The organism is Mucilaginibacter gossypii, from assembly GCF_017569325.2.
Taxonomy (GTDB): domain Bacteria; phylum Bacteroidota; class Bacteroidia; order Sphingobacteriales; family Sphingobacteriaceae; genus Mucilaginibacter; species Mucilaginibacter gossypii.
Genome location: NZ_CP071878.2, coordinates 2138961 through 2164603, shown reverse-complemented (window position 1 = coordinate 2164603; position 25643 = coordinate 2138961). Strand labels below are relative to the sequence as shown.

Genomic DNA, 25643 nt, shown 5'->3' with positions numbered 1-25643 from the left:
TTTTTAGAGCACTTAAGCTTGTGCATGTATGGCTTTTTAAATTATCAAAGAGTTGATACCAGAATTAAAGTAAAACTTATAATATGAATAATTTTATACGGATTTTTTTTTTAGTTATTTTTTGCCGTTCGGCAATTGTAAGCGCGCAAACTGGTAAGGCAATATTGATAAGCACAAATAATGTAAGCATGGTGCTTACATTAGGCGCAAATAACAGGATCTATCAGTCATACCTTGGTAAACGGCTTTTAAATAACGAAGAAACCGCCCTGATTCCCACCGGGAAACATGAAGCATATATTACCGGTGGGATGGAAGATTTACTGCAGCCTGCCATCCGTTTAATACATAGCGATCATAATCCTTCGCTTGAGTTGAGATATTTAAGCCATAGCACAAAAAGCCTTGATGATAATGTTAACGAAACAACCATCCTGCTTCAGGATCCCCAATATTCTGTTCAGGTTACTTTACACTACCAGACCTTTAACAAGGAGGATATTATAAAGGCATGGACAGAAATTAAAAACAATGAAAAAGGAACAGTAACGCTCGAAGATTATGCCTCATGTATGCTTCACCTGGAAGCTAAGGATTATTGGCTTACCCAGTTTCATGGCGACTGGGCATCTGAAATGAAAATGCAGGAAAGTAAGCTGACCAGTGGGGTAAAGGAAATAGACAGCAAATTAGGTACAAGGGCAGATATGTACCAAACTCCGGTGTTCTTTCTCGCAATGAATAAACAGGCAGACGAAACAACAGGCGAACTGATAGCCGGAACGCTGGCATGGACAGGCAACTTTAAATTCCATTTTGAACTTGATGAGCGCAATGCCTTGAGGATTATACCGGGTATTAACTCTTATGCATCGGCATATGAACTAAAGAACGGTGAAACTTTTACGACACCGGCCTTTATTTTTACTTATTCGGCTAATGGAAAGGGGCAGGTCAGTCGTAATTTACATAGATGGGCCCGCTATTATGGTATACTTGATGGTAATAAACCGCGCCTTACTTTGCTCAATAATTGGGAGGCTACACACGTTAATTTTGATGAAAAAGAACTGGTTAATTTATTTGACGATGCCAAAAAGCTGGGCACCGACCTGTTTTTATTGGATGACGGATGGTTCGGAAACAAATATCCACGGAATAACGACAAAGCCGGCCTGGGCGATTGGCAGGAAGATAAATCAAAATTACCTAACGGCATAGCGTATCTTGTAAAACAAGCCGAAGCCAAAGATTTGAAATTCGGGATCTGGCTTGAGCCAGAAATGGTAAACCCCAAAAGTGAACTATATGAGCAACACCCCGATTGGATCTTGAAATTGCCCAATCGTGACGAAAATTATCAGCGCAATCAATTGGTGCTTGATCTTACCAATCCTAAAGTGGCAGATTATGTATACCGTATTGTAGATGATATGTTGACTAAGAATCCCGGTCTGGCTTATATTAAATGGGATTGTAACCGTAACATGACCAATGCTTGGTCGCCATATTTAAAAGACAAACAGTCGTCATTATACGTTAATTATACTTTGAGCCTGTATAAGATCCTGGATCGGGTGCGTCAAAAATATCCGCATTTACCAATGATGTTGTGTGCAGGAGGTGGTGGGCGTACAGATTACGGGGCGTTAAAATATTTCACCGAGTTCTGGCCCAGCGACGATACAGATCCGTTGGAACGTGTATATATACAATGGGGGTACAGCAACTTCTTTCCGTCACTAACCATATCAAGCCACGTTACTTCATGGGGCAAGCAATCCATTAAATTTAAAACGGATGTTGCTATGATGGATAAGCTGGGGTATGATACCAAGGTTAACAAAATGACAGATGAGGAGCTGCAGTTTAGCCGGCAAGCAGTTAAAAACTACAACCGGCTCAGCAATGTGATTTGGTTTGGGGACTTATATCGCATTATTTCGCCTTATGAAGAAAACCGTATGGTGGCTATGTATGTGAATGATGAAAAGTCAAAAGCAGTGCTATTTAACTACAACCTGAATACGCGTTATAAAGAAGTATTTAACCGGGTACGTTTGCAAGGACTGGACAGTCACAAATTGTACAAAATAGAAGAAATAAACCTGATGCCGGGTACTAAATCAAGCCTTGCAGAAAACGGCGGTACATTTAGCGGTGATTACCTGATGTCCGAGGGACTTAACCTAACTCCCGGAAAATTGATGCCATTAACCAGTATGATAATAGAAATAAGCACCTCAAATTAACCACATTTCGAAACACTAAGCAGTTACCTGCTGATTAAATTGGGTACGTACACGTTATTATAGCGTTAGTAATTACAACAACGCAAACGTTTGCGTATTTTGTAGTAAATTATCATTTTACTATTAAATTTTATCTCTACTTTAGTTTTACCAATTATAGCCCGACAATGCGTAATCATTACTTTTACAATATGGTTAATAATTTTTTCATGATAAGGGTAATAATAAGATAAATAATACTGTCATCCAGTTTAAGCCCGGTTTGTTTATTGTTGTTCAGGTATCAAAAACAAATAGCTTTATGTGTATTCAATACACTAAGATGGCTCGCTTGTGTTGTTTGTTATTGTTAAATTTTTAGTAAACTTAAAGTTTGATGTTTATGCCTGAAGCAATTTCGATGGTGGCATTTCAAAATGGGGACAAGGAAGCTTTTAATCATATTTTTAATATGTTTTATAAGCGGGTTTGCTTTTTTGCCGAAGGAATTGTTAACGAAGATGCTGCGGAGGATCTTGTTCAGGATGCGTTTGTAAAGCTGTGGGAGCGCCGATTAAGTTTTGATAGCTTAACGTCAATTAAGGCGTTTTTATACTTAACCACCAAAAACAGCTGCATTAATACTTACAAGCATCAAAAGGTGGTTGAAAAGTTTGAGAACTACCAAACTGAGAGTATCGATGAATCAAACATAATTTATAGACTTATAGAGGCCGAAGTGTTAGAAGAAGTTCAGTTGGCCGTACAGCAATTACCACAAAGCTACCGTAAGGTTATTTACCTTAGTTATTTTGAGGGGCTTAGCAATCAGGAAACTGCCGACTATTTAAATGTTTCCATTAATACCGTAAAAACTCAAAAAGTACGGAGCCTGCGTATACTTCGCGAAATATTAAAGCATTCCCCAACCGCTTTGTTATTGCTCGTCCATAAAATTTAGTTGTGATCTGCTTTTTATACTTCTGATCGCGGATATTCTGTCCCTACAAAAAATAAAAAAATATTTAGGTCTGTCACCCGTCTGCTTCCTTTAGTTGTTTGTATGATATTAAATGGAAAAAAACGAGCGTGAATTTTATGTAGCTGAATTAATCAGCAAACTTTTAAAAGGTAATATATCGCCTGAGGAAGACATATGGTTGAAAAACTGGATTAATGAAAGGCCCGAAAACCAAGCCCAATTTGAAAAGCTCACAGACGCAGGTTCCCTTGAAAATAAACTAAGCTTTTGGAACAAAATTGATAATGATAAAGCATGGAACGAGCTGCTGCGGAAATTACCTGAAGCAGAACTGGAACCCCAAAAGCGCTTTAATTATTTATCTCTATTGAAATGTGCTGCCATTGCGATAATGGTTTTAGGGATTTCCATTTTATTATATCGCGAAAACAAAAGCAGTACAAAAACAGATCATAACAAATCAATAGTTCAAAATTCTATCCGGCCGGGAAGCAATCAGGCCATGTTGATTTTAGGCAATGGCCAAACAGTTGCACTTAAAAATCATACACAGATCTCCATCAATGAAGATGATGGAACGACCCTATCAAACAAAAATGAAATATTAGCTTATAAACACGGCGGGAAGACAAACGCCGGACATGGGCTGATATATAATACGATTGTTGTTCCGCGGGGGGGCGAATACCAATTGGTTTTGGCCGATGGTTCCAGGATCTGGATGAACTCTTCTTCTTCATTACGTTATCCAACTTCTTTTTCGGGCAGCGAACGTAGGGTTTATTTGAGTGGAGAAGCCTATTTTGAAGTAGCAAAGAACGCCAGGATGCCTTTCATTGTGAAAACTGATAAAGCTGAAGTAAAGGTACTGGGAACCCATTTTAATGTAAAAGCTTACGGGGATGAAGAACTATGCAAAACCACGCTTTTAGAAGGGGCCGTACGCGTACAATCTTCTGCTATGATAAATGAGATTAAACCGGGGCAGCAGGCTGTAATCAATAGCCAGGGGCAGCAAAAAATCACGAGCGACATTAATGTTGAAGAAGAGGTAGCCTGGAAAAATGGATTGTTTATGTTTACTAAAGCCGATATCAAAGATGTTATGCAGCAGGTATCCAGATGGTATGATATAGAGGTGGTGTATGAAGGCAAGGTGCCAGACCTTCAATTTTCCGGTCAGTTGTCGCGTAAGGTTGATTTTTCAGGCTTCACTAATATATTAAAATACGCCGGGTTAAACTTCACTATTAAGGGTAAAACGGTAATTGTAGCAAAGTAATTAGAGGGCTAATGTGTGAGAAGATTAGCGCTTAATATTTAACCACAACAACCAATTGTTCACCTAAATTAAAAATGATGAGAAAACAAATACTTATCTCTCCCTAAAGGGAATTCACTCCGCCCGTATTTATAGCCACAGATGTTTATAAATACGATTTTACGAAAAACGAAGATAGTAACCGGGAAGTGCTCGTAACACTGCCCGGTAGTATCTGGGTAAACCAATTATCCCTGGAAAGCATAATTGAAATTCAACGTCTAACCCAAACCATACAAAAGTATGAAATTCATTTCTAACTCTGTAGCGGGCATGTGGCCTGTTATAACTAAAGTTTTATTGGTTATGAAACTGATTGCCATTATAATGATTACTGTTTTTAGCAGCGTAAGTGCCAAAAGCTTTAGTCAAACAGTTACGCTTCATGAAAAAAATGTATCTGTCAAAAAAATCCTCAAATATATTGAAAAGCAAAGCGGCTATCATGTAATACTGATAAATGTGAATGCCGAAACAACCCTTGCCGGGACGATAAATATCAATCTTGAACATGCAACGGTTGAAGAGGCACTAAATGAGTGTTTTCGCAATAAACCTATTACTTACACCATTATTCAGGGAACTATTATTATAAAAAAAAAGGAGGAAGAGTTAGCAGCGGAAGTAAAGGAAAGCATTGACATTCATGGTAGGGTAATTGACGAAAAAGGACAGCCGCTGCCTGGTGTTAATGTAAAGGTAAAAGGGGCCCCTATAGGAAGCATTACAGGCGCACAGGGTGAGTATACCATAAAAGTATCCGATGAGCGCGCGGTATTAGTATTCTCCTATGTAAGCTTTGAAACGCAGGAGGTGGTTGTTGGCGATAAAAAGGCGATCAATATCACGATGAAAGAAGCTTCAAACAGGCTTAGCGAAGTGATAGTTGTAGGTTATGGAACCCAAAAGAAAGTTGATTTGACAGGGGCCGTTGTTACTGTAACGGGGTCGGAACTGAATAAACGTGTAGCTACGGATCCCACCCAGCTACTACAAGGAAAACTGCTTGGCTTATCCGTTGTACAAGGTTCGGGCGAAGCCGGTAACGAAGGAACTTCTTTACGCATAAGGGGTACGGGTACTTTCAGCAGCGCAGGCAATTCGCCGTTCATCATTGTTGATGGTTTGCCGGGGAGTATTACAGCCCTCGATCCGCAAAATATTGAATCGGTAACTGTACTAAAAGATGCAGCTTCGGCATCAATATATGGTACCCGTGCTGCAAACGGAGTTATATTAATAACTACCAAGCAAGGCAAGGAGGGCAAAATGCAGCTCTCTTATGATTATAATCTTGGTATCACAAGAGCTTCTGCATTGCCCAACAACCTGATCTACAATTCGGCCCAGTACATGACACTCTGGAACCAGGCCGCAACCAATTCAAACTATCCCAATAAATATAGCGATGCTCAAATAGCCTTATATACCAATACTACCGATCATAAATTATACCCCGACTATAACTGGTTAGATGCCATTTTTAATACAGTTAAGGTACAAACACATCACCTCGGTATAACCGGAGGTAGCAATGGCACCACTTATAATGTTGGTTTAGGCTATGTTGATCAGCCCGATGTTATGCTGGGGTATTACTATATAAAATACAATATTCAACTCAACCTCACTTCAAAATTGAACAAGTGGGCAACATTTGGTTCAGCCATTACTTTAAACAGCAGCGAAAGAGGTTACACCTCAAGGGGGAGCCAGGATCAGTTTTTATCGGCGCTGTCACAACAGCCTATGTATGGCCCCATATTGCCCGATGGCAGCGGCCGGTATACCAATTCGGTGTTCCCGAGTGTTCAAACGCCCAACAAAAATCCAATTGCAGTTGCCCAAAACGCCATTAATAAACAAAACGACTATTATTTACAAAGCAGTTTCTATTTAAACATCCATCTGCTAAAAGGCCTGGATTGGCGTACCAACGGCGGCTTTAATTTTGATTACAATAAAACCATTGATTTTAAGCCGGTAATTAATCAATATAACTGGTTTGCAAAGCCCGGCGATGCACCTGAACGTACCCTGGATGTAAATGGACAAGGCATTGATGTAACCGATAATAATTCATTTTACCCGGTTGCCTATACACAGTTTACCTATTCACGATCAATTAATAACGATCATAACTTTAAATTACTGGCCGGCACACAGGTTGAGTATAACAAGTCGCAAAATCTGGAAGGGCTCCGTAATTTACCATTTGCATCCAATACATTACAGGAGGTTGATGCCGGGCCCATTGCTTCGCAGCTTACCAACGGCACAAGCAATATTTACTCCCTGCATTCGTACTACGGGCGTTTAAATTATGATTACCAGGAGAAATACCTGCTGGAAGCCAATGCCCGGTATGATGCATCTTCCCGTTTTCCGGCAAACAACAGGTGGGCATTTTTCCCGTCGGTATCGTTAGGTTGGGCGGCCACGAAAGAAAAATTCCTGCAAAATGTAAACTGGTTAAATAATTTAAAGCTAAGGGCATCTCTGGGTAATTTAGGAAATCAGAATATTGGTAACTATCCATACCAGGAAACCTACAATTTCAAAAGCTACTACAATACTAAAACAAGCTATGCTTATCCATTTGCAGGCACTACGGTAACAAGCGGCGTTATTAATAATTCATTAACCAACCCTAATATTAAATGGGAAACTACAAGGGTATTTGATATCGGTACTGACATTACGGTGTTGAACAACAAACTCAGTTTCTCGTTCGACTGGTATGACAAATTAACATCAGGTATCCTTGAAACAGCCACTACGCTTACGCCGCTTTACTTTGGCCTTAGTGCACCTGTTATTAACTACGGTAAAATGAAAAATACAGGTATTGAGGCTTCGTTTGAGTATAACGACCGCTTTGGTAACGTTGGATTTTCATTTGGCGGAAACATTCAAGCCAATAAAAACACTTTAGTTTCTTATGGTGCCCCGGCCATAAGTACCGGAACCAATACTATCAACCAGGAGGGGCAACCTTACGGCAGCTTTTATATGCTTAAATATGTAGGAATCTTCCAGTCGGCGGCAGAAATTGCGGCTTCACCAACGCAGCAATATAATCCGCAGCCAGGTTATATAAAGTATGCGGATACCAATGGCGACGGAAAGGTGGATGATAGTGACAGGGTAATAGTGCCGGGTGCCTATCCTAAATTTAATTACGCTTTTAACACAAGTGTTAACTGGAATAATTTTGATCTTACGGTGTTCTTTTACGGCTCGTACGGGCAAAAATTATATGTTAACGGTTGGGGGATACAACCATTTAACCAGGGATCTCCTCCGCCCAAAGAGTGGTTAAACGCCTGGACACCATCTAACCCAAGCACAACCATGCCTATGGTTTATGTTTTGGGCCAGGGAAACATCAGCAGTAATGCCAACACAGCTTCCACATATTATTTAAGAGATGCTTCTTTTTTAAGGTTGAAAAACGTGCAGCTTGGCTATAATTTACCTAAAGATTGGGCTAAGTATCTATTTATGTCGGGCCTGCGGATCTATTTTGCCGGAGATAACCTGGTTACGTTCACCAAGTTTCCCGGTCTTGATCCCGAAAGGATAGTTTCCAACACAAGGTATGTTACACACCCCCAAAACCAGGTTTACTCCTTTGGGGTAAGGGCTACATTTTAACATTTATTATTTGAAACGATCATGAAAACAACGATAAAATATTTGATGCTTTTTTTGACAGCCGTTTTAATGGTGAGTAGCTGTAAAAAAGACCTTTTAAATCAAAATCCTCCGGCAGATATCGCCAGCTCCGTTTACTGGAAAACACAAAACGATGCCGACCTTGCCTTAGCCGGGATCTATAGCTTTTTTATCCAGGGTTTTAACTATACCGCGTCCGGAAATACCGGGCAGGGCTTTGGCGCTGGTACGCCATATTGGGACAGTCTTAGCGATAATGCGTACAGCAGTGCCTATTCAAATATAGCGCAGGGAGCCATAACGCCAACCGTTGGCGGCCTGCAAACAGATGCATATTCAACTTCCTATAGGGCTATCCAGGCGTGTAATACTTTTTTGGATAACGTACGTAAAATCAAGCTGCCATCTGCAACTTTAAACCAATATTTGGCCGAGGTAAGATTTGTAAGGGCGTACTGGTATTTTACGCTTACCCAATTGTATGGCGATGTTGTTTTATCGCTTCATCAGATCACCATAGATCCGGCGAATACCCAGATGGGAAGGACATCAAAATCTGTGGTGATTGATACCATTTTAAACGACCTTACCTTTGCCGCAAATAATTTACCCAATACTACTTATTCCGGCCATGCCGTTAAGGGCACTGCTATGGGCTATATGGTAAAAGTATACCTGGCCAGGCATCAGTACCAGCAGGCTGCTGCTACCGCTAATACCATTATAACCGACGGCAAGTTTCGTATTTATACCGGCGGGTATAGGAACTTGTTTTTAAAACCGGGACAAAACGGCAACCCCGAGATCATGTTCTCGGGGCGTTACCAGGTTCCCACGGCTTTTAGCCCGGCAGATTATTTATATACCTACAGCTCAAGTTTCCAGCCTTTAAGTTACCTGGTTAATGATTATGAATGTACCGACGGGCAACCAATCAGTACATCGCCTTTATATAATTCCGCAACACCATATGCTAACCGCGATCCAAGGTTATTGGCTACAATATTAACGCCCGGCGTGTTGTATAAAGGAGGGATCCCTTTTGTTCCGGCGGCTATTGGCGCTTCTGCCGGTTTCCTTAACAAAAAGGGAGTTGATTCCACCCGTGCAACAGTTATAGGCACACAAAGCGATCAGGACTGGGTTTATTTACGCTATGCAGATGTTTTGCTGATGTATGCCGAGGCACAGAACGAGGCTTCCGGCCCTGATGCCCGTGTGTATGCTGCAATTAACGCAGTTCGTACCCGCCCTGGAGTAAATATGCCGCCAATACCCACCGGACTTTTGCAGGATGATATGCGTACAAGGATCCGCCATGAAAGGCGGATTGAGCTGGCACTTGAAGGACAACGATATTTTGATTTAAAAAGATGGGCTTTGGATAGGGTAATTATACCAACCATCAAAGACCCGAACGCAACACAGCGAATGTTTCCGCTGAGGGATACTATCTGGCCGGTTCCGCAAACAGAAATTGATATTGCCAAAGCAGTGGGCAACACCGCATTTAAACAAACACCGGGCTATTAATCAAGCTGTAAACGATGAAAATTATTAAAAAAATGAGAGTGCCTATAAGTATAGCGCTCTCTTTGATGGCTTGTTCATCAGGCTTGTTTGCTGCCGTTAATGTAGTTATTTACAGCCCGGATAAGCAGGTCCGAATGGAAGTATTCAACAAACAGGGAACCATATTTTATACAGTCACTTATAAGAGCCAGCCGGTTGTCAATACATCAGCCATGTCGGTCAGTATTGATCAAACGGCATTAACCAACTGGGCCACTATTACAGGAAGCACAACTTACAGCATAAATGAAACCTATCCATGGTATGGCGTGCATTCAAAAGCTGTTAATCATTTTAACGGTGCAAAAATTAAGCTATTACATGGCGAAACCGCTTTTGTACTTGATGTAAGGGTATTTAACGACGCGGCTGCTTTTAGCTTTACAATACCAGGAGATAAAGGTGTTATCCACGTACCCGATGAAGCCACCGCGTTTAATATTCCCGCCGGCAGCACCATTTGGTATCATGACCTTAACGGGCATTATGAGGGCGTGCATACCCATAAACTAATTGACTCTGTAAAAAATGGTCAATGGATAGCTCCGCCTGCCACAATTAAGTTACCCGATAACGCAGGATATGCTTCTATTACCGAGGCCGACCTTAAAAACTACTCCGGGATGGCCTTGCTGGCTAATGGGCAAAGTCAATTGATATTGCAATTAGCTCATCATCATCCCATATCTCATCCTTATGAGCTAAGATATAGTAAAGAAGATATTGATAGGGTTTTAAAGCCTGCGGCAATTAGCGGAACCATCACCACACCCTGGCGTGTGATCATGATCGGTGCTGATCTAAATGCAATGGTTAATTGTGATGCCGTACACGATTTATGCCCTCCGCCCGATAAAAAATATTTTCCTGAAGGAGTCAATACTTCGTGGGTAAAGCCGGGACGGGCAGTATGGCAATATTTGGATGGCGCTGCTGACAAATCGGTGGCCGGTATGAAAGAGTATTCGAGTCTGGCAGCCGGGTTAGGTTTTGAGCACAATATACTGGAAGGGTTTTGGGAAAAATGGAGTGACGACGAGATCAGGGACCTTGTTAATTATTCGCAGCAAAAGGGGGTGAGTATTTGGGTTTGGATGCACTCTAAGGATTTGCGCGATTCAAGCATCAGGCACGCGCGTTTTAAGCGTTGCCATGATCTGGGAATAACGGGTTTAAAGATTGACTTTTTTGATAATGAAGTAAAAGAGACAGTTGATTTATATCAGGCAATTTTAACAGAGACTGCACAGCTGCATTTACTGGTCGACTTTCACGGATCAAATAAGCCTACCGGGCAATCGCGTACCTGGCCCAATGAGCTTACCCGGGAAGCTGTTAAAGGTATGGAATCAAGCAAGCTGGAAGACAGGGCAACACACAGCACAACGCTGCCATTTACCCGTTTTTTAGCAGGCCCGGCAGAATATACACCGGTACATTTTGGCGACCGCCGTAAAAACACTACCTGGACTAATCAGATAGCCAGCGCGGTTATTTTAAGTGCACCTCTATTAACCTATGCTGCCAACCCTAAAAATCTGCTGGCAAATCCCGGCGCCGACATTATCAAAAGTATCCCCTCAACATGGGACGAAACGATTGTGTTGCCGTCATCGGCCATTGGTGAGCTGGCAGTTTTTGCCCGGCGAAAAGGCAATACCTGGTTTTTAGCCGTCATGAACGGAACTCAGCCCAGAAACATAAAAATACCGCTCAGCTTCCTCAGCTCGCCTGCTAAATGCACCGATATTCATGATAATCCGGAGAGTTCTGCAACATTGAAAACAGAGCGCTCCGTTGCAAAGCCAACCGATGTACTGTCATTAAGTTTAGGTGTGGGCGGCGGATATGTGGCGAGGTTTAACAAATAATAGCATTCAATAAAAGCCGATACAAAATTATATGAGAAGGATTAAAGGATACATTATACTACTGGTATTTAATTTACTGGGAAGGCCTACTATAATGGCGCAGACTAAGACCGTTACTTTAGACTATTTTTTTAATAATGAATACCGTAAGAATTCCGCAGGTACTTTAGAACGGTATCATTATACCTGGGAGGATCAGAGGAGCAGCGGTTACTCTATTTGGGGAGATGTTTTTAAAAAGAATGGGGGCCTTCTTAAGAGCCTTGAAAGTGAACCGGATGCCCAAAATTTGACTGGGACAGATATTTATATAATAGTTGACCCTGATACCAAAAAGGAAACGGTTAACCCTAATTACATCGAATCCAGGCATATCAAAACTATTGCTGATTGGGTTAAACGCGGTGGGGTACTGGTTTTAATGGCAAACGACAGCACAAACGCCGAATTATCGCATCTCAATAAACTGGCCGAAAAATTTGGGATCCATTTCAATGATGACTTGTACAAACATGTAATTGGTACCCAGTTTGAGATGGGTGCTATAATGGTTCCTCCAAATGATCCGGTACTTAAAACGGCAAAAAAGATCTATCTGAAGGATATCTCCACGCTAAAATTATCGCCTCCGGCAGTGCCGTTGCTAACTGATAGCGCCCATGTGATTATTGGTACAGTCAAATATGGGACAGGTACAGTAATCGCCGTAGGTGATCCCTGGCTGTATAATGAATATACCAACGGGCGGTTGCCGGCAGTCATGGGTTTTGATAATGATAAAGCAGCCGATGACCTGAGCAAATGGCTGTTATCTCAAATCCCGATAAAGAAATAAAGAACCGGGGCTGCATATCGGGTGGCGTTTATATCCCTAAACCAATTATATAACATTAATAATTTAAGACATTTTGAGTTTAAAGTAATGCTTTCAGAAGTTGAATTAATCATATTAATTAAAGCAGGGGATATAAACGCCTTTGATGAGTTTTATAAACGCAATTGGAGGGCTTTATACCAAACAGCTTATCGTTCAACAGGTTCGTCGGATGATGCAAAGGATCTTGTGCAAACTGTTTTTATTAATTTATGGAATTGCAGGTATAGCCTGCAGCCAGAAAGGTATAATGCCTCTTATCTTTTCAGAAGTTTAAGAAACAGCATCATCAATTTTCATAAAAAGGATTCGGTCAGAAAAAGAGGCATGGATAGCTTGCTGTACCTGGAAGATACAGATCAATATAACCACGAGGATAGCTTAATAGCGAAAGAACTTTCAGCAACGATTGAAGGAGGGATCAGGGAATTGCCAAAAAAAATGCAGGAGGTTTTTATTTTATCGCGGCAGCAAAACTTATCCGTTAATGAAATTTCGGAAACCCTTAATATTACTCCTCGTACGGTCAAGAATCAACTCTCCAACGCATTAAAAATATTACGGACAAAACTGGGGATATTTTGAAATATCCTTTAATAACATCATTGCTTTCTATTGGTCATGAATAGCCGTATTTGATAAAAAATGCAAAATATATCTGGTACCAAAACCAGTTAACCTTGTATATATAGTACAAAGCCAAAATGACTGCTATAGCGGTTGAGATAAACTTAAAATAACATTCATAATGATAAAATGGCGCAAGCCCGGTCCTGGTTCCGGTCCTGGAGATGATCATCTTCAGGACGAAAAAGCTATGCGGGCTATAGAGAAGGAAATGCTTTATAACATCCATAAAGAAATTTATGGGAAATGGCATTTTATAAAAACATCGGCCGCCAAATATGCCATTGCTGCCTCATTGGTTTTGATGTGTAGTTCTGTGCTTTTTTACTTCAAATTGTCGGTTAAAGATAAAGCAGCTATGATGGCCGTAACCGCAAAAAAAGGCAATCTCAAAACGATAACTCTTCCCGATGGATCAACCGTATGGTTAAACTCAGGTTCAACCATAAAATTCCCCGAACGCTTTGGAAAAACGAGAGAGGTACAGCTTATTAACGGCGAAGCTTACTTTGATGTAAAGCACGATAGCACTTCACCTTTTATTGTTCATTATGGCCGCTTACACGCACAGGTATTAGGTACGGCATTCAATCTAAAGTTTTACAAAAACATCAGTGACGTAAGGTTAACGGTTACCAGAGGACTTGTTGCTGTTGGTAACAAAACTGAGAGCTTTGGTTTACTTACACCGGATAAAGAAATGGTTTACGACCAAGAAAAAGCCACCCACCAAATCAGGACGATTGATTCCGAAAAGGTAGCGGCCTGGAAATCAAGCGAGGTCAATTTGTATGGTGTTTCATTTAATGAACTGGTAATGCGGCTGGAAAACACTTATGGTGTTCACATTAACTATAGTCATAAAGTGAATGATCATTTGATAACGACTATTCATTTTTCAAATAATAATACACTATCCTATGTTCTTGACATCATTAAAACCATCCATCATTTAGATTATGTTTTGAAAGGAAAGGAGGTTTACCTGGCAAAAAACGAAAACAGCTAAACCCAAAAAGCCAGTACCCCCGAAGCCGGGCTGCAGGGGTATTGGCAGAGAGTGCAGATATAAATTATTGGCAGGTTCCAAGCTAATCCAATAGTTCATATAGTTTTTTAGAATAAAAAACTCGTAAAGATGGAAAAAAAATCAACTAAATTTTTTAATTTTTTCATGAAGGTATCAACGATTGCTATGGTTAGCTCACTGGTATTTTGCCAGGTGTTGCTTGCCAAACATGCAACGAGCCAGATCTCGGATTCCCCCGTGAAAATCGCGTTTGGAAACGAATCGTTGCAAAGCTCAATTGATAAGCTCGAAAAGCAAACCAATATTAAATTTTCTTATAACCCGGTTGAGTTAAGCGGTTACAAAATTACACCGCGTAAATTCAAAGATGAACCGTTAGGCAAAATCCTTAATTATTTATTCGCTAAAACCCGTTTGTCATTTAAAGAGATAAATACCGGAATTGTAATTTACGATAAATCAGCTTCCGCCAAACCAAGTGTACTAACCAACAAAACCAATGAGCAAAATATTGAAGCTGCCGATATTACAGTAACAGGTAAAGTAACCGATTCAAATGGCGCCCTGCCGGGTGTTTCTGTAAGTATAGAAGGCGGTGGAAGAGGGGTGATCACCGACCCCAAGGGGGATTATACCATTAAGGTGCCTGCCAATGCTACGCTTATATTTTCTTCCGTTGGATATAAAACGCAAAAGGTTGCCGTAAACAATCAAACAAGCATCAACGTAACCATGACGGGCGATCTGAAGTCGTTAAGTGATGTTATTGTGGTTGGCTATGGGGTTCAGAAAAAGTCCGACGTAACGGGTTCGATTGTTTCTGTTAGTGAGCAATCGCTCCGTGATGTTCCGGCAGCTAACATCGGCCAGGCATTACAAGGCCAGGCTGCCGGTGTGGATATCCAGAAAAGCGGTGGTAATAGCCACCCGGGTGCATCGCCCTCTATTTTAATCCGTGGAAACAGGTCAATAAATGCCTCAAACTCACCGCTTATTGTAGTTGACGGGATCCCCTTTAACGGAAGTTTGAATGACATCAATCCTGATGACATAACTTCATTAGAGGTATTAAAAGATGCTTCTTCCACTGCTATTTATGGTTCAAGAGGCGCAAATGGTGTTTTGCTGGTTTCTACCAGAAGGGGTAAGAAGGGCGGTACATCTGTAACTTATAGTGCTTATGCCGGTTTCAATAAGCCGCTTGGTCAGTATAATATTATGAACGGCTCTCAATTTCAAGACCTGAAAAAATGGGGCTTGTTCAACGGAAACCCCGGCAAATATACAGGCATTGATGATCCCGCATTTTTTACGGATGGCTCATTTGCCCCGCAAGAGGTGGCTTCGATAAAAAGCGGCCGCAATACCGACTGGCAAAAACTCATCTATAAAAACGGTTTTGTAACAGACCATCAATTGGGTGTTGCCGGAGGAAATGAGCTTACCCAATATGCTATATCCGGCGGATATTACAATGAAACGGGGATCTATTTCGGTCAGTCGTTTGTTCGTTATTCCATTAAGTTGAGTGTTGACCAGCAACTGGGTAAATATGTAAAGATTGGTTTAAGCAGCTTAAACACGTTAAGCTATACCAACGGTGAAAATGCAAACCCGCTTGGCCAGGCATTGAGGGCGAGCCCGCTTTCAACGCCTTATGACGATGCTACCGGTAAATTAGTAGGTTTTACAGCTGGAAGCGCTAACCAGGTATGGAACCCGCTTGCAAATTTTGTTCCGGGCGCTGCTGTTGAAACACGCAAAAGATTCGGAACTTTTACAACAGCCTACCTTGAAGCTACCCTTGCCCCCGGTTTAAAATACAGGTTTAATGGCGGTGCCGAAATAAGGCCCGATATTTATGGTAACTACTACGCCAGCGCTACCACCAACAACCTGGGTGGTGCATCAACCGCAAATAACCAAAGTACTTACAGCTATAATTATACGCTTGAAAATATCTTGACTTACGATAAAGTGTTTGCGCAAAAACACCATGTAAACTTTACTGGTTTGTACAGTTTACAGGAAAGCCAGAGCCAGTCAAATTCATTTAGCTATAACAATATCCTTTCTGATGGTATTCAATATTTTAACCCGCAATACGGAGCTAATTTAAGCGGCTCAGGATCATATTCTAAGTGGGATATCATCTCGTACATGGCCAGGGTAAACTATGGCTATGCCAATAAATACCTGCTTACCTTAACCATGCGTTCAGACGGCTCATCGCGCCTGGCGCCGGGTAATAAATATCATGTATTCCCATCGGCGGCACTTGCATGGAATGTTACCAAGGAACCTTTTTTAATGAACTCAAACGTACTGTCAAACCTTAAACTAAGAGCAAGCTATGGTACAGTTGGTAATACAGCTATCAACCCTTATCAAACTTTGGGAGCTTTATCATCTGTTAACTATAACTTTGGTTCTACCAACCTAACCGGAGCTTATCCAACCAATGTTCCTAATCCAAATCTAACATGGGAGTATACTTCTACATTAAATGCGGGCGTTGATTTCGGGCTTTTCCAGGGACGGGTTACGGGTACGGTTGAAGCCTACCATCAGTATACCAGGTCGTTACTTTTACCATTATCATTGCCGCCAACCTCGGGTATACCAAACAGTATTTTAACTAATGTGGGCCAAACGCAAAATAAAGGTATTGAAGTAAGCATAAGTACCGTTAATTTACCCGGTAACGGCAGGAACAGCATTAGCTGGACTACCAATTTCAATATCGCCTTTAACAGGGGTAAAGTAACCAAATTAGCAAGCGGAGTTACCCAGGATATCACAAACGGTTTGTTTGTGGGGCAGCCTATCAATGCCATATTTGATTATAAAAAAATTGGCATCTGGCAAAATACAGCTGCCGATACTGCCCAGGCTAAAAGCTTAGGTCTTACAACCACCGGTACAGGTTCTGTGATTGGCACTATCAGGGTAGAGGATGTAAATAAAGATGGAAAGATTAGCGCTGCCGACAGGATTGTACTTGGGTCAGATCAGCCAACTTATACCGGCGGTTTTACCAACCGCATAGGGTATAAAGGATTTGATTTTACGGTAGTGGCCGCTTATAGGGTGGGGGGATTAATCACTTCCAAAATGTTCCAGAGCGGAAGTTTTATTAACACCTTCCAGGGTAATTATAATAACCTGAATGAGGATTACTGGACACCAACCAATCATCAGAATTACTATCCTAAACCCAATTCTGCTTCAACCAATACGCCTTATTCATCCACTTTAAGTTATTTTGACGGTACCTTTTTAAAAATCAGGAGCCTGACCTTAGGCTATAATATGCCCGAATCGATAACCAGGCATATCAGTGCACGGTCGCTAAGAGTATATGCTACGGCGCAAAATCCATTTATTCTTTTTTCGCCGTATCGTAATACTTATCATGGTTTGGACCCGGAAACAGCCGGAAGCTTAAACGTTGATACGCCTCCTACAAAGTCATTTACATTCGGTATTAACATGACACTTTAAATTTAAATAAGATGAAAAGGATATCTATATATTTATACACCTGTTTGTTTTTAGATCTTGCAACCACAGCTTGTAAAAAAACACTGATAGAAGACCCGAAATCAACGCTTACCCCTGCTTTTTTTACAACAAGCCAAGGCTTTCAGGCAGGTCTCACTGCAGCCTATGCGGGTTTCAGAACCATTTGGGGGCCGGATACCTATTTTGAATTAACTGTACCCGGCACCGACGAATTTATTGCCGGTAACGATGGAAACAACGGCCTGGTAAAATATAACAGCAACTTTAATACTGCAGATGGTACCGTTGCTACCATCTGGAAAAACTGCTACACCTATATTAACACATGTAATGGCTTGATTGGTAATGTTCCTGTCGGTATTGATGCTACAACGGCAGCGAGCATGGTTGGTGAAGCAAAGTTTTTGCGGGCAAATTATTACTTTATATTAGTTCAGTTCTGGGGCGATGTTACTTTGAACAAAACATTTCAATCGGTACCTACTACTTCGGCCACAAGGGACAAAATGGCCGATGTATATAATTTCATCGTTCAAGACCTGAAAGATGCGATAGCGGTTCTTCCTGCAAGTCCTTTAACTAATGGTGTGCAACCTGGCAGGGCTACAAAAGCCGCCGCAATGCACATGCTTGCAAAAGTATATTTAACAAGGGCAGGCTCATCGGCCAAACAGGCAGATGACTATAAAAATGCCTATGCTACTGCAATTGATTTGATAACAAACGTTGCACCTGCCGGAGGTATAAAATTACAGCAGGATTTCGGGAAAGTATTTGCCGAGGGCAATGAAACTAACAGCGAAATACTGTGGACAGTACAGCATACCACTACACTTGCATACAATGGCTCGGCCACGCAAAATAACAGCGGTCCGGACAACCTGCTATGCCATTTATTTGTTCCTAAGTATGAGGTGCAGCCCGGTATGCAACGTAGTACCCTTTACGGGCGTCCCTATATCCGCGTGGTGCCTACACATTGGCTTACTGATACTGTATTTAGTGAAAGGGTTAATGACCAGCGTTATAATAAAACCTTTCAAACAGCCTGGTTATGTAACAATGCAGCTTCAATACCAACATGGTCTAACCCGTTACCAGCCGGTGCGCCTGTTGGTGCTCAGCCGGGTGCGCCTAAATTTACTGTAGGAGATACTGCTATCTGGATGCCTGGCGTAGCTATGACTTCAGCACAGATTGCCGGTTATCGTTACCAGGTTATTCCGCCTGCCAAGTACAGTATTGCCTTATCGCCTGCAATGATCAAGTATTTTGATACAAAACGTCCCGATCAAAATTCGCCCTCAAGCAGGCCTATCATTATATATCGCCTGGCCGAAACATATTTAATTGCTGCCGAGGCCTTATTTATGGATGGACGTGCCGGTGACGCAGTGCCCTATATTAATGCTATCCGTGAAAGGGCCGCTTACCCGTCAGGCAACGCAGCAGCAATGGATATCACTGTAGATAAACTTTCGCTGGATTTCATTTTGGACGAGCGTTCGAGAGAATTGTGCGGTGAACTTGTACGTTGGCTTGACCTTGCAAGGACAGGTAAACTGTTGGAAAGGGTAAAACTGCATAATACCGACGGTAAAGCTAATATTAAACCATTTCATGTGCTTCGCCCAATCCCGCAAACACAAATCGATGCAACAATTACAGGTACTCCGTATCCGCAAAATCCGGGTTGGTAAGCCAGGAGTAGGATAAGGAGTACATAACGTAAAGCGATAAAAAATACTATGAAAAACCACTATACCATACTTCGTATTCTTTTGATTTTTCTTTTGCCATTCTGCTTCATTCAAGCTCAGGCAAATAATATTACTTCGCCCGAAACATCCCCATATAACGTAAAGTTATATGGGGCAAAGGGCGACGGAAAATCTATCGATACCCAAAATATCAATAAAGCAATTGAGGCTGCAGCAGCGGCCGGGGGCGGAACCGTTTATTTTCCGGCAGGGAATTATTTAAGCGGTTCCATTCATCTAAAAAGTGGGATAAGTCTGTATATCGATCAGGGAGCAACTATAATCGCGGCGCCTATTGAAGCTGGTTCAGGTTATGATGAGCCAGAAGCTAAAACAGATAATAACTACCAGGACTTTGGACACAGGCACTGGCATAACAGCCTGATCTGGGGCGAAAACCTGCATGATATTTCAATACTGGGTCCCGGTACCATTTGGGGTAAAGACCTGGTGCGGAGCAATAAGGGTGAAGATGATAAGCGCCCGAACAAAACGATCAGTCTTTATTTATGCCGTAATGTAATTATCAGGGATATTTCGATTCTGCATGGCGGCTGGTTTGGGATCCTCGCAACCGGGATAGACAATTTTACTATCGATAATGTTAAGATGGACACTAACCGTGACGGGATGGATATTGACTGTTGCCGTAACGTACGTATCTCAAATTGTAGCATCAACTCTCCCTATGATGATGGTATTTGCCTTAAAAGTACCTATGGACTTGGCTTTGCCAGGGCTACCGAAAATGTTACTATTACCAATTGCCAGGTGAGTGGCTATGACGAGGGTTCGTTTTTGGCAGGCACCTTTACCCGCAACGAAAAAAAATATTCTGACGGCAATCCTACAGGCCGCATAAAAATGGGTACCGAATCAAACGGTGGTTTTAAGAATGTTACCATCTCCAATTGCGTATTTGATTACTGCCGCGGCCTGGCCCTTGAAACTGTTGATGGTGCACTTTTAGAGGATGTTACCATCACCAATGTAACTATGCGTGATATTGTTAACGCGCCAATTTTTGTAAGGCTTGGTGCACGCATGCGCGGGCCGGAAAATGCGCCTGTAGGGGCGCTCAGGCGCGTGATCATTAGTAATGTGGTATGCTATAATGCCGATAATAAGCATGGGGCAATTATAAGCGGGATCCCAGGGCATGATATAGAAGACCTGCGGTTGAGTAATATCAGGATCTATTATAAAGGTGGGGGCACTAAAGAGCAATCCATGCGTGAAGTACCTGGGTTAGAAAAAGAATATCCTGAACCTTATCGCTTTGGTACTATGCCTTCTTACGGCTTTTTTATCCGGAATGTTAAGGATTTGAAAATGAATGATGTGGAAGTGAGCTATATGGCTGATGACTTTCGCCCGGCATTTATTCTTGATCATGTTTCAGGCGCAGATTTTCAACATGTTAAAGCACAGAAAGCAGCAGGTTCGCCAACGTTTGTTTTAAACGAGGTGAAGGATTTTAACCTTTATAACAGCCGCCCGGTAGCAGATACTAAACTGACTAATGCAACCAAAAAAGAATTATAATTAAATAAACAGCATGAAAAGTATACTATTTAAATGGGCAATAATCCTTACACTACTGCCTGTAAGCCTCATGCTTTATGCACTGAAACCAGGGCCGGAAGTGGTGCCCGACACTGATAATGCAGGCTTAAAATTACCCGCTGGTTTTGGTGCCATGAAAGTTGCCGAAACCGGTGCAAAGGCCCGGCATTTAGTAGTTACGCCGCAGGGTGATATTTATGTAAAGCTGGCCAAACCCAATAAAGAGGGGAAGGGGATTTTAGTATTTCATGAAGCGCCCAATGGCAAGGCCGAACTTAAATCAGGTTTCGGTACTTATGGCGGCACCGAGGTTTATTTAAAAAACGGGTACCTGTATGCATCATCAAATACCGAGGTGTTCAGGTATAAGGTAGATGACAAAAACGAGGTGATCAATCCTGATCAGCCCGAAAAAATCATTATCGGGCTAAAGGCCGGCCGTCAGCATGAAACCAAATCATTTGCTTTGGATAACGACGGCAATATCTACGTAAATATAGGTGCATGGTTTAACTCGTGTCAGGAAAAAGACCGCGGTCTGCATTCGCCGGGAATACCCGGATGCCCGATACTGGATTCGATGGGTGGGGTATGGCAGTTTAAAACTGATAAATTAAACCAAACCTATGGCGATGGTGTACGCTATGCAACCGGCTTAAGGAATATGGTAGGTATGGACTGGAACCAACAGGATAACCAGCTTTTTGTAATGCAGCATGGCAGGGATAACCTGAATAGTTCATGGCCCGAACTGTATACCACCAAACAATCTGCCGAGTTACCTGCCGAGTGTATGTATGCCCTTAAAAAAGGCGACAATGCAGGCTGGCCATATATGTATTACGATCAAATCCAGCATAAAAAGATACAAGCCCCTGAATATGGCGGCGACGGAAAAAAAGAGGCCGACCCTAAGTTTCTTGATCCCGCCGTCGCCTATCCCGGCCATATGGCACCTAATGGCTTGTTATTTTATACCGGAAATCAATTCCCGGCGAAGTATAAAAACGGGGCTTTTATAGCCTTTCATGGCTCATGGAACCGTGCCCCTGAGCCACAGGCAGGATACTTTGTGGTTTTTCAGCCATTTAAAAATGGTAAGCCTGATGGTGACTGGGAAGTGTTTGCCGACGGCTTTTCAGGCTCGCCGGAGAAAACAGCAGCCGGGCGTGCCGATCATCGCCCTTGCGGCCTTGCCCAGGGCACCGATGGTTCATTATATGTTACAGACGATTCAAAAGGTACCATATACCGTATTATCTACCTTAAAAAGTAATAGACAAATGACTAAATATCTATTTAGCCTCTTTTTTGCTTTTAGCTGCTTTCAGCTGATGGCGCAGGTTAAAACCAGGGCAAAGACAAAAGCAAAGCCGGTTGCGAATCTGGCCGTTTCTATGGCAAATGGCAAAGCTGTCTATATAAATCATTGCTTAACCTGCCACCAGGCCGATGGAGGAGGTGTTCCAAACATGAATCCGCCATTAATCAAAACATCCTATATAACAGGTAATCATGCACAATTAATTAAAGTGGTGCTTAACGGGTTTTCGGAGAACGTTGATATTGATGGAGAATCATATTCAAACGTAATGCCTGCCCATGATTTTTTGAAAGACCGTGAAATTGCTGATGTATTGACTTACGTAAGGAAAAGTTTCGGCAATAAAGGCGGTGCAATTACGGCAGCACAGGTTAAGGCAGTCCGTGAGAAAAATAAAAAGAAAGCGCCGGCAAAAAACATATAACAATCAAACTAAAAAAACTAAAATGAAATCATTTTTATACTTGTTGCTTATTGCCTACGCTTCGGCAGCATTTGGGCAGGATGTTAATACTGAGAATATTGTGCGCCGTGTAGCCGATAACGTTATTAAGGAAACCTCTTTCCAGTTTATTAATGCCAAAACAAACGAAAAATACAATTCTACAAAGGGCCTGGCCTCATCCATAGATATCAAGGTTGACAATAAGTACAACAAGTGGGCATACGTAAATGGTGTTTTAACTATAGGCATGATGCAAACTGCTGATGTGCTGGGCGACAAAAAATACTCAGACTATTCGCAGCATAACTTTGCTTTTATTTTTGATAACCTCAGTTATTTCGAAACACTTTACAAAGCAAAAGCAGGTAAGGTTGAATATGGTTCTGTATTCAATATAACCAATCTTGATGCCTGTGGTGCAATGTCGGCCGGTTTGTTTGATGTGGACGCCCTTGCGCAAAGGAAGGATTATAAGGCTTATTTAGAAAGATCTGCGGCCTATATCTTAACTAAACAAATGCGTTTGCCTGATGGTACACTTGCCCGCCCGCAGCCCCGTTTTGGTACGCTTTGGGCCGATGATATGTTTATGAGCATTCCGTTTTTAGCACGTATGGGTAAGCTTACCGGCGATAATAAATACTTTGATGATGCTATTAAGCAGGTCGAGAATTTCAACAAATACCTTTATGATCCGGCTACAGGTCTGTTCTTTCATAATTATTACAGTGATGATCAAACTAATGGTGTAGGTCACTGGGGGCGGAGCAATGGCTGGATAGCCATGGCACAGGTTGAACTGTTGAACAATTTGCCTGCAAACCATCCTAAACGTGCAGAGCTGATCAAATTGCTTTTGAGGCAAATAGTAGGTTACGCCCGTTACCAGGATCAAACCGGGTTATGGCATCAGTTATTGGATAAGCCAGATTCATACCTCGAAACATCCGTTACAGCCATGTATACCTATGCAGTAGCCAGGGCCGTAAACCAAGGCTGGATAAATGATAAATATATAGCCATTGCCCGTGAAGGATGGAAAGGCTTAGCCTCAAAAGTAACAGCCGACGGGCAACTACAGGATGTGTGTATCGGCACCAATATGGATACCGACATCAAGTTCTATTACACCCGCCCAACCGAACTGAACGATACGCACGGCTTAGGCGCGTTATTACTGGCCGGAACAGAAATGATTAAAGCCGAAAAGAAAAAATAAGCAATGTGCAGGTCAATGAAGTTGTTGGTGTGCATCGCTTTTATAGCGCTGGTGCCTACTTGTAGGTTGTTTGCTGCCGATGTGGATATCACCGCTTATGGCGCTACCGGTAATGGTACAACACTAAATACAATGGCAATTCAAAATGCTATTGACGCGTGCCATAAAAGTGGCGGCGGCAAGGTTGTTGTTCCATCAGGCGTATTTTTAACCGGCACAATTGCCTTGAATAACAATATTACCCTGCATTTGAATAAGGGGGCTGTTTTATTAGGAAGTACCGATGTTAACGATTATAAAAACCTTGATCCCTTTGTTGAAGGTCTTGGTATCAGTGTAGGCTGGGCATTGGTCGTTGCCGTTGATAAAAAGAACATTAGTATTGAGGGCGAAGGAATTATTGACGGACAGGGAGCAAAACTGAAAGCCCAGCAGATCTTAATCGATACCCGGGCCGAATCACAGCGTTGGGGCAGGCGTCCGTTTTTATTGCGGGTTGTACGTTGCCAAAATGTTTCTGTAAGCGGTGTTACTTTAAATTACTCAGCCGCCTGGACCTCACATTACTTTCAATGCAAGCAGGTAAATATTCAAAATGTAAAAATTGAAAGCAGGGGCGTTGCCCATAACGATGGTATGGACATAGACGGTTGCCAGGATGTTACTATCAAAAATTGCGATGTGGTAAGCGGCGACGATGCCTTGTGTTTTAAAACAACATCAAGCAAAATGGCCTGCAAAAATATTGTGATTTCGGGCCTGCGCCTAAAAAGCGGGCAGGGAGCCATAAAGATGGGCACCGAATCGATGGCGCCATTTGAAAATATCAGGATTTCAAAGTGTTATATTTATGACACGGCTAACGGAGGCATCAAGCTGCTTTCTGTAGATGGTGCGAATATCAGGAATATCGAAATTGATGATATTACTATGGTTGAAGTAAAAACGCCTATCCTGATCCGTTTAGGTGCCCGCCTAAGCGTATTCCGTAAAGATCAGGATATTCAGCAACCTGTAGGAACGCTTGAAAATGTAACCATTAAAAACGTGAAGGCAAAAGCTGCGGATAACGCGCAGCTGATGCCGCCGTCGGGTATTCTGATAACAGGGATTCCAGGACATAAGATTAAAGGGCTCACATTAAAAAACATTGAGATAAACCTGGCCGGCGGCGGCAGCGAAGAAAACGCCCGGCAGGTTGTTCCTGAGGCTATTGATAAATACCCGGAAGTAAAAACGTTTGGCCCGCTTGTGCCTGCCTACGGTATATGGGCCAGGCATGTTGACGGATTAAAACTCGACAATGTGAAATTTACATTGGGCAACAATGATCTCAGGCCAGCCTTTATCTGCGAAGACGGGAAAAACATTGAACTTAATTCCTGCATAATTCCTGAAACCACGGGAGCTCAAGCAGTGATCAGGTTAGAAAACGTTGCTGGTGCTTTGGTGAACAATACCACCGTTACTGGTTCTGCAGGTGCATTTGTGCGTGTTGAAGGCGATGCAAGCAGTGATATACATCTCCTGAAAAATAAAATCCCAGGAATACAAAAAAAGGTTGAACTATCTGCCGGTCTGAAAGCAGGCATTGCCATTTTAGATTAGCATTATTTAG

At 42.1% G+C, this 25643-nt stretch carries 16 protein-coding genes; all 16 read left to right on the top strand.

Annotation, left to right across the window (positions count from 1 at the left end):
* The first annotated feature begins 83 nt into the window (after window positions 1–83).
* The 16 genes from J3L18_RS09115 (at window position 84) to J3L18_RS09040 (ending at window position 25633) form a co-directional block, all read left to right on the top strand.
* Window positions 84–2252, top strand: coding sequence for an alpha-galactosidase (locus tag J3L18_RS09115; RefSeq protein WP_129570240.1), 2169 nt, complete (start codon window positions 84–86; stop codon window positions 2250–2252).
* A 382-nt stretch (window positions 2253–2634) separates the two neighbouring features.
* Complete coding sequence (locus J3L18_RS09110; RefSeq protein WP_189549296.1) at window positions 2635–3192, top strand: RNA polymerase sigma-70 factor; 558 nt, start codon at window positions 2635–2637, stop codon at window positions 3190–3192.
* Between the two features lie 112 nt (window positions 3193–3304).
* A complete protein-coding gene (locus J3L18_RS09105; RefSeq protein ID WP_129570238.1) occupies window positions 3305–4495 on the top strand; it encodes a FecR family protein in 1191 nt (396 codons plus the stop codon).
* Window positions 4496–4777: 282 nt separating this feature from the next.
* Window positions 4778–8191, top strand: coding sequence for a TonB-dependent receptor (locus J3L18_RS09100; RefSeq protein ID WP_208102472.1), 3414 nt, complete (start codon window positions 4778–4780; stop codon window positions 8189–8191).
* Between the two features lie 21 nt (window positions 8192–8212).
* Window positions 8213–9745: a RagB/SusD family nutrient uptake outer membrane protein gene (locus J3L18_RS09095; RefSeq protein ID WP_129570237.1), complete on the top strand. Its 1533-nt coding sequence runs from the start codon at window positions 8213–8215 to the stop codon at window positions 9743–9745.
* A 14-nt stretch (window positions 9746–9759) separates the two neighbouring features.
* Complete coding sequence (locus J3L18_RS09090; protein ID WP_223266206.1) at window positions 9760–11655, top strand: glycoside hydrolase family 97 protein; 1896 nt, start codon at window positions 9760–9762, stop codon at window positions 11653–11655.
* A gap of 31 nt (window positions 11656–11686) precedes the next feature.
* Window positions 11687–12490 carry a DUF4350 domain-containing protein gene (locus J3L18_RS09085; protein WP_223266205.1) on the top strand — a complete coding sequence of 268 codons (804 nt, stop codon included), beginning with the start codon at window positions 11687–11689 and terminating at the stop codon, window positions 12488–12490.
* 87 nt (window positions 12491–12577) lie between these two features.
* Entirely contained in the window at window positions 12578–13114 is a 537-nt protein-coding gene (locus J3L18_RS09080; RefSeq protein WP_129570236.1) for an RNA polymerase sigma factor, read from the top strand.
* A gap of 163 nt (window positions 13115–13277) precedes the next feature.
* The gene (locus J3L18_RS09075; RefSeq protein ID WP_129570235.1) at window positions 13278–14165 is read left to right on the top strand and encodes a FecR family protein; all 888 of its coding nucleotides are present in this window, start codon (window positions 13278–13280) and stop codon (window positions 14163–14165) included.
* 129 nt (window positions 14166–14294) lie between these two features.
* A complete protein-coding gene (locus J3L18_RS09070; protein WP_223266204.1) occupies window positions 14295–17690 on the top strand; it encodes a SusC/RagA family TonB-linked outer membrane protein in 3396 nt (1131 codons plus the stop codon).
* An 11-nt stretch (window positions 17691–17701) separates the two neighbouring features.
* Window positions 17702–19411, top strand: coding sequence for a RagB/SusD family nutrient uptake outer membrane protein (locus tag J3L18_RS09065; protein ID WP_129570234.1), 1710 nt, complete (start codon window positions 17702–17704; stop codon window positions 19409–19411).
* A gap of 48 nt (window positions 19412–19459) precedes the next feature.
* Complete coding sequence (locus J3L18_RS09060) at window positions 19460–21016, top strand: rhamnogalacturonidase (RefSeq protein ID WP_129570233.1); 1557 nt, start codon at window positions 19460–19462, stop codon at window positions 21014–21016.
* 13 nt (window positions 21017–21029) lie between these two features.
* Window positions 21030–22313, top strand: coding sequence for a PQQ-dependent sugar dehydrogenase (locus J3L18_RS09055; protein ID WP_129570232.1), 1284 nt, complete (start codon window positions 21030–21032; stop codon window positions 22311–22313).
* 7 nt (window positions 22314–22320) lie between these two features.
* Window positions 22321–22785, top strand: coding sequence for a c-type cytochrome (locus J3L18_RS09050; protein ID WP_129570231.1), 465 nt, complete (start codon window positions 22321–22323; stop codon window positions 22783–22785).
* A 22-nt stretch (window positions 22786–22807) separates the two neighbouring features.
* Window positions 22808–24025 (top strand): glycoside hydrolase family 88/105 protein, encoded by a 1218-nt coding sequence (locus J3L18_RS09045; RefSeq protein ID WP_129570230.1) that lies wholly within the window; start codon window positions 22808–22810, stop codon window positions 24023–24025.
* 15 nt (window positions 24026–24040) lie between these two features.
* Entirely contained in the window at window positions 24041–25633 is a 1593-nt protein-coding gene (locus tag J3L18_RS09040) for a glycoside hydrolase family 28 protein (RefSeq protein WP_223266203.1), read from the top strand.
* The last annotated feature ends 10 nt before the right edge of the window (window positions 25634–25643 follow it).

What these genes read in the sequence shown, in the direction of transcription:
- J3L18_RS09080 (WP_129570236.1), top strand. Translation starts at nt 12,578, where the DNA reads ATGCTTTCAGAAGTTGAATTAATCATATTAATTAAAGCAGGGGATATA.
- J3L18_RS09055 (WP_129570232.1), top strand. Translation starts at nt 21,030, where the DNA reads ATGAAAAGTATACTATTTAAATGGGCAATAATCCTTACACTACTGCCT.
- J3L18_RS09110 (WP_189549296.1), top strand. Translation starts at nt 2,635, where the DNA reads ATGCCTGAAGCAATTTCGATGGTGGCATTTCAAAATGGGGACAAGGAA.
- J3L18_RS09070 (WP_223266204.1), top strand. Translation starts at nt 14,295, where the DNA reads ATGGAAAAAAAATCAACTAAATTTTTTAATTTTTTCATGAAGGTATCA.
- J3L18_RS09105 (WP_129570238.1), top strand. Translation starts at nt 3,305, where the DNA reads ATGGAAAAAAACGAGCGTGAATTTTATGTAGCTGAATTAATCAGCAAA.
- J3L18_RS09065 (WP_129570234.1), top strand. Translation starts at nt 17,702, where the DNA reads ATGAAAAGGATATCTATATATTTATACACCTGTTTGTTTTTAGATCTT.
- J3L18_RS09045 (WP_129570230.1), top strand. Translation starts at nt 22,808, where the DNA reads ATGAAATCATTTTTATACTTGTTGCTTATTGCCTACGCTTCGGCAGCA.
- J3L18_RS09100 (WP_208102472.1), top strand. Translation starts at nt 4,778, where the DNA reads ATGAAATTCATTTCTAACTCTGTAGCGGGCATGTGGCCTGTTATAACT.
- J3L18_RS09085 (WP_223266205.1), top strand. Translation starts at nt 11,687, where the DNA reads ATGAGAAGGATTAAAGGATACATTATACTACTGGTATTTAATTTACTG.
- J3L18_RS09095 (WP_129570237.1), top strand. Translation starts at nt 8,213, where the DNA reads ATGAAAACAACGATAAAATATTTGATGCTTTTTTTGACAGCCGTTTTA.
- J3L18_RS09060 (WP_129570233.1), top strand. Translation starts at nt 19,460, where the DNA reads ATGAAAAACCACTATACCATACTTCGTATTCTTTTGATTTTTCTTTTG.
- J3L18_RS09115 (WP_129570240.1), top strand. Translation starts at nt 84, where the DNA reads ATGAATAATTTTATACGGATTTTTTTTTTAGTTATTTTTTGCCGTTCG.
- J3L18_RS09075 (WP_129570235.1), top strand. Translation starts at nt 13,278, where the DNA reads ATGATAAAATGGCGCAAGCCCGGTCCTGGTTCCGGTCCTGGAGATGAT.
- J3L18_RS09050 (WP_129570231.1), top strand. Translation starts at nt 22,321, where the DNA reads ATGACTAAATATCTATTTAGCCTCTTTTTTGCTTTTAGCTGCTTTCAG.
- J3L18_RS09040 (WP_223266203.1), top strand. Translation starts at nt 24,041, where the DNA reads ATGAAGTTGTTGGTGTGCATCGCTTTTATAGCGCTGGTGCCTACTTGT.
- J3L18_RS09090 (WP_223266206.1), top strand. Translation starts at nt 9,760, where the DNA reads ATGAAAATTATTAAAAAAATGAGAGTGCCTATAAGTATAGCGCTCTCT.